This is a genomic window from Halapricum sp. CBA1109 (assembly GCF_009741825.1).
GTDB lineage: Archaea > Halobacteriota > Halobacteria > Halobacteriales > Haloarculaceae > Halapricum.
The window spans coordinates 1-5,226 of sequence record NZ_WPCA01000167.1; the positions used below are offsets into that span (position 1 = coordinate 1).

At 67.0% G+C, this 5,226-nt stretch carries 4 protein-coding genes and 2 pseudogenes; all 6 read right to left on the reverse strand.

What is annotated here, in order from left to right; all coding sequences use genetic code 11:
- Window positions 1-627: PfkB family carbohydrate kinase (locus GJ629_RS14095; RefSeq protein WP_197428635.1), on the reverse strand; the 627-nt coding region annotated here is incomplete at its 3' end.
- Window positions 624-1,388 (reverse strand): HTH-type transcriptional regulator GlpR, encoded by a 765-nt coding sequence (glpR, locus tag GJ629_RS14100; protein ID WP_157513606.1) that lies wholly within the window; start codon window positions 1,386-1,388, stop codon window positions 624-626. The genes GJ629_RS14095 and glpR, both read right to left, overlap by 4 nt.
- A gap of 141 nt (window positions 1,389-1,529) precedes the next feature.
- Complete coding sequence (pfkB, locus tag GJ629_RS14105) at window positions 1,530-2,444, reverse strand: 1-phosphofructokinase (RefSeq protein WP_157513607.1); 915 nt, start codon at window positions 2,442-2,444, stop codon at window positions 1,530-1,532.
- Between the two features lie 109 nt (window positions 2,445-2,553).
- Window positions 2,554-3,533, reverse strand: a pseudogene (locus tag GJ629_RS14110) (isocitrate/isopropylmalate dehydrogenase family protein).
- A gap of 278 nt (window positions 3,534-3,811) precedes the next feature.
- A pseudogene (locus tag GJ629_RS14115) lies at window positions 3,812-4,800 on the reverse strand (sodium:calcium antiporter); the annotation flags it as partial.
- A 22-nt stretch (window positions 4,801-4,822) separates the two neighbouring features.
- Window positions 4,823-5,226, reverse strand: a 404-nt coding sequence (locus tag GJ629_RS14120; RefSeq protein WP_231754645.1) for a universal stress protein, incomplete at its 5' end; no start/stop codon positions are given.

Genomic DNA, 5,226 nt, shown 5'->3' on the forward strand with positions numbered 1-5,226 from the left:
TCCACCCCGAGCCAGCAGGTCGCGGCGGCCGCGACGGCGTCGGCGACGGAGTCGATGTCCCGCCCGGTCGCCGGCCGCGAGTTCCCCCCTGTTGGGCTTGCAGGTCTCGTAGCCCGCGTCGAGACGGGTCAGCAGGTCGCCGCCGACGTCGACGCTGGTCCGCCACGGCCCGGCCCGCGCGAGGCGGTCGATTGCGCTCCCGTCCAGCCCCGGCGGGAGGCTCCCGGCGATAGCGACTCTGTCGGGGTCGACCGCCCGGATCCGGTCGATCAACGCGTCGATGGCAGCGTCGTCGGCGGCTGGACCGTTCTCGTTGAACTTGTACTCGCCGTCGGTCGCCAACACCGTCGTGTTGATCCGGGTCGGAGCCGGGAGTTCGACGAAGGCCGTCTCGAAGGGCTCCTCGGCCAGTACCGACCGGATGTACTCGCCGGTGAACCCACCGAGCAGGCCCGTCGCGACGGTGTCGCTGGACAGCGCCGCGAGGTACTGGGAGACGTTGATCCCCTTGCCGCCGGCGTCGAACTGCCCGCCGGTCTCGGCGCGGGTGACCCGACCCGGTCGTGGCTGTTCGCCGACCGAGAGCGTGTGGTCGACGGCGGGGTTGAGCGTGACGGTCAGGATCATGCGTCCACCGTGATCACGGAGACGCCGTCCCGGTCGAGCGCACGGGCGAGGTCGTCCGGCGGGGACTCGTCGGTTATCAGCGTGTCTATCTCCCCGAGGGTGGCGAACTGGGCGAAGCTCCGCTGGTCGAACTTCGAGTGGTCTGCGACCAGTACCACGCGCTTTGCCTGTTCGACCATCCGGTGTTTCATCTCCGCCTCGTCCTCGTTGGGCGTCGTCAGGCCCGCGTCGACGGAGATGCCGTTGGTCCCCAGAAAGACCAGATCGAAGTTCCGCCGCTCCATAAACTGCTCCGCCGTCGGCCCGACCATCGCCCGCGTCTTGCCCCGAAGCGTCCCGCCGGTGAGTTTCACCTCTCGCGCGGTGTCGAGCAGTTCGTCGGCCAGAAGCGGTGAGTTCGTCACCGCCACGTACCCGCGGTCGTCGGGTATCGCCTTGGCGGTCTGTATCGTCGTCGTCCCGCCGTCGAAGAAGACTATCTCGTCGTGTCGTATCTCCTCGACCGCGCGTTCGCCGATTGCCTGCTTGCGGTCGAGGTGTCTGATCTCCTTCTGGTGGTAGGACTGTTCGACACCGAGTTTGTCGACCGGGACCGCGCCGCCGTGTGACCGGTCGACGAGGCCCTCCTGTTCCAGCGTGTCGAGGTCCCGCCGTATCGTCGGTTTGGAGTACTCCAGTTCGTCGGCCAGTTCGGCCACCGAACAACTCCCCCGTTCGTTGACGAGGTCGACGATAGTCCGGCGTCGTTTTTCGGGTAACATAATCGGTCAGCCGTTGTCACTGTATACTCCCCCGCCGCCCTACTTTTTTCCTTCGTATATGAACGTTATTGATCGTTTTTCGAATATTCTACGGAGTACGATCGCGGAACGAATCTAATCGGACAGAAGCGGCGGGGCCGATCAGTCCTGCAGCGTCCAGACTTTGACCTCGTCCATCGCGTCGTAGGGGTCGATCTCGTCGACGCTGGTCCCGGTGACGCCGACTATCTTCGAGGACGTGGCGACGCCGGCCCGGAGGGCCTTCTCGTCGGACCAGCCCTGCTCGTAGGCCCACAGCGTCGCGGCGAACATCGAGTCGCCGGCCCCGACGGTGTCGACGACGTCGACGTCGAGGGCGGGCGCGTACAGCGTCTGGTCAGGCGTGACAAGCATCGCGCCCTCGCCGCCCATCGAGGCGATGACGCGCTCGTAGCCCCACGACTGGAGTTCCCGGGCGGCCTCGGCGCAGTCGTCGATGGACGTTATCTCGATGCCCGTCGCCTCCTCCAGTTCGACCTCGTTGGGTTTGCAGTACTCGTAAGTCTCCTCGAGTTCCGGCAGGAGGTCACCGTGGATGTCGATAGCGGTGTCCCAGTCGCCGGCGGCCGCGAGGCGGTCGACGGCGCTGTCGTCCATCCCCGGCGGGAGGCTCCCGCCGATGTCGACGATGGACGGCTCGTACTTCTGGAGGACGTCGATCAGATCGTCGACGATAGCGTCCTCGACTTGGGGCCCGGACTGGTTGAGGTGGAACTCGTGGTCGGGCGTGAGAATGGTCGTGTTCATCCGGGTCGGTTCGGAGTCGATGTGACAGAAGTCCGTCGGCACGTCGAAGTGCTTCAGGTCCTGTTCGATGAAGTAGCCGGTGAACCCGCCGACGATACCCGTCGCGGTGGTGTCGCCGTCGAGGGCGCGGACGAACTGCGAGACGTTGACCCCGTTGCCACCGGAGTCAAAACGGGCGCCGGTCGATCGCTGGACCGCGTCGGCCTGTAACTCCTCGTCCATCTCGATAGTCTGGTCGACTGCCGGGTTTGGCGTGACTGTCAGTATCATGGTTGGGTGTGCGCCCCACGGGCGCTCCTCACTGGTCGGGACTGACAGGGCAAGTACTGATAAATGAGTCGATATAGAAAGGAATTATCGAATCCCGAGTAAACGGAGTTCAGAGGCGGTCGACGACGGCCTTCGTGACCTCGTTGGTCGTCGCGTCGCCGCCGAGGTCCGGCGTGTGCGGGCCGGATTCGAGGACGGCCTCGACTGCTCGGTGACCCGCGTCGCCTCGTCGTCGTACTCTAGGTGGTCCAGCAGCATCGCCGCCGAGAGGAGCATCGCCGTCGGGTTGGCGACGCCCTCGCCCGCGATGTCCGGCGCGGACCCGTGGACCGGTTCGAACAGGGCGTTGTCCTCGCCGACGTTCGCGCTCGGCAGCAGGCCCAGACCGCCGACGAGGCCGGCCGAGAGGTCCGAGAGGACGTCCCCGGCGAGGTTCGGACAGATGATCACGTCGTACTGCTCGGGGTACATCACGAGTTTCATCGCCAGCGCGTCCATCAGTTCGGTGTCGTAGTCGGCCCCGCGTCGCTGGGCCACGTCCTCTGCCGCCTCCAGGAAGAGGCCGTCCGTCTCGCGCATCACGTTCGCCTTGTGGGCAATGGTGACGTTGTCGTAGCCGTGTTCCTCGGCGTAGTCGAAGCCGTACTCGGCTATCTTCTCGGAGGCGTCGCGGGTGACCACGCGAGTCAGCGTCGCCACGTTGTCGCTGAGGCGGCTCTCGATGCCGCTGTAGACGCCTTGGGTGTTCTCGCGGATGAAGACCATATCCGTGTCCGGGTCCAGCGCGTCCAGTCCGGGGTAGGCCGTCGCGGGGCGGACGTTGGCGAACGAGCCGACTATCTCCCGGAGGGGGAGGATCACGTCGGCGGCGGACTCCCCGGCCGCGCCGAACAGCGTCGCGTCGGACTCGGCGGCGAGTTCTTTCGTCTCCTCGGGGAGGGGCGTCCCGGCCTGTTCGGCCACGTAGTCGCCGGCCTCGCCCTCGACGAAGTCGAAGTCGGCGTCGACGGCCTTCAGTACGTCCACCGCGGCGGGCGTCACTTCCTGTCCGATCCCGTCACCGGGGATCACGGCGATCTGCTCTGTCATACCTCAGAGTGGGCCGGGCCGCGAAAAGAGGGTGTCGATGCCGCGCCGGGCGCCCGCGCGGTCACTCCTCGACGTGGTGGCCCCAGTGGCCCGTGTTCGGGACAGATGCCCGCTATCGGCGTCGCGTTGAGACAGCAGGCCCGGCGGCCCCCCACCGTCGTCGATACCGTCGCCCCACAGAGCCGGCAGGTCGGGTCCGCGTCGGCCATACCGGTACTACTGGTGCAGTCGATAAGTGTCTGTCCGCTAGTTCGGGAGCACGTCGAGACCCGCGTCAGCGTCTCCAGCACCACCCAACAGACGAAGGCCACGTAGGCACCGACGAGGACGTACGACTCGGCGTCGGTCAACGCGAGGTTGGTCCGCAGGAGAGTAAAGAGGAGGATGGTCGCCAGCGTCAGCGCGCCGAACATCGGGATGGCCATCTCGAAGTCGACGGGCATCGACCCGACGATGAGGACGCCGACGGGAATCGCCACCAACAGGTCGAAGGTGTTCGACCCGAGGACGTTCGCGACGGCGGTGACGCCGCGGCCCTCGCGGGCGGCCCGGACGCTGACCAGCGCGTCCGGGAGACTCGTCGCGCCCGCGGCGATGGTCACGCCCATGATGAACCCCGGGATGCCGAAGGCCTGTCCGATCACGTCGACGGAGTGGACCAGTCGCTCGACGGCCAGCAGGATGACGACCAGCCTGCGAGGAGATACCCCCACTGCCGGGCCAGCGCCACGTCGTTACCCGTCTCGGGGTCGGCCTCGTGGTCGCTGGTGTCCTGATACTGGATGAAGACGTAGAGGCCGTACAGCGCGAGCGGGATAGCCGCCAGCGGCCGGGTGAGCGTCCCGACGAGTGCGTCCCCGCTACCGCCGGGATAGTAGATGACCCCCAGCGCGAAGGTGATCACGAGCACCGACACCGCGATCATGTAGAACTGGGCCTCTTTGTACACCAGCGCACGGTTGGCCTCGATGTTCTGATCGGTCGTGATGCCCGCGACGCCCGGGATGACGAGGATGTTGAAGATAGCCGATCCGACGATAGTGCCGACGCCGAGGTCCAACGACCCCACGAACAGCGCCGCGAAGACGACCGTCGCCAGTTCGGGGAAACTCGACCCGATGGCGGTGACGATAGAACCTTGGACGACGTCCGGGAGGCCGTAGTACGCCGAGAGCCGTTCGGCGGCGTCTTCGAGCCACCCGCTTCCGACCCAGATAGCGCCGGTCGTCAGGATGATTATCAGGGCGTCGACTGCGAGGGAGGCCATTGCCGGATGACTCGCCGCCCCGTCATAAATCCGTTCCGTCATCGCCCACGGTGATCACCGGGACGGGGGCCGACCGGACCGTCTTCTCGGCGACGCTGCCCAGCAAGATGCGCTCGATGCCGCGCCGTCCGGTGGTCCCCATCACGACAGCGTCCACGCCGATGTCGTCGACGGCCTCGACTATCGCCGCCGCCGGCGACCCGTCCTCGACGTGCGTCCGGACATCGACGCCCCGTTCGTCGCCGGCCGCGGCGACCCGTTCGACCGCTTCGTCGGCGGCCGACTCCCCGGCGGTCGTCAGCATTCCGGAGTCGTCGACCCCCACGGCCCCGGTGTCGACAGCGGAGAAGGCGTGCGCCGTCGCCCCGAGGACGCCGCCAGAGAGAGGCCGTGGTCGACCGCGCGCCCGGCCGCGTCGCTCCCGTC

What these genes read in the sequence shown, in the direction of transcription:
- glpR (WP_157513606.1), bottom strand. Translation starts at nt 1,388, where the DNA reads ATGTTACCCGAAAAACGACGCCGGACTATCGTCGACCTCGTCAACGAA.
- pfkB (WP_157513607.1), bottom strand. Translation starts at nt 2,444, where the DNA reads ATGATACTGACAGTCACGCCAAACCCGGCAGTCGACCAGACTATCGAG.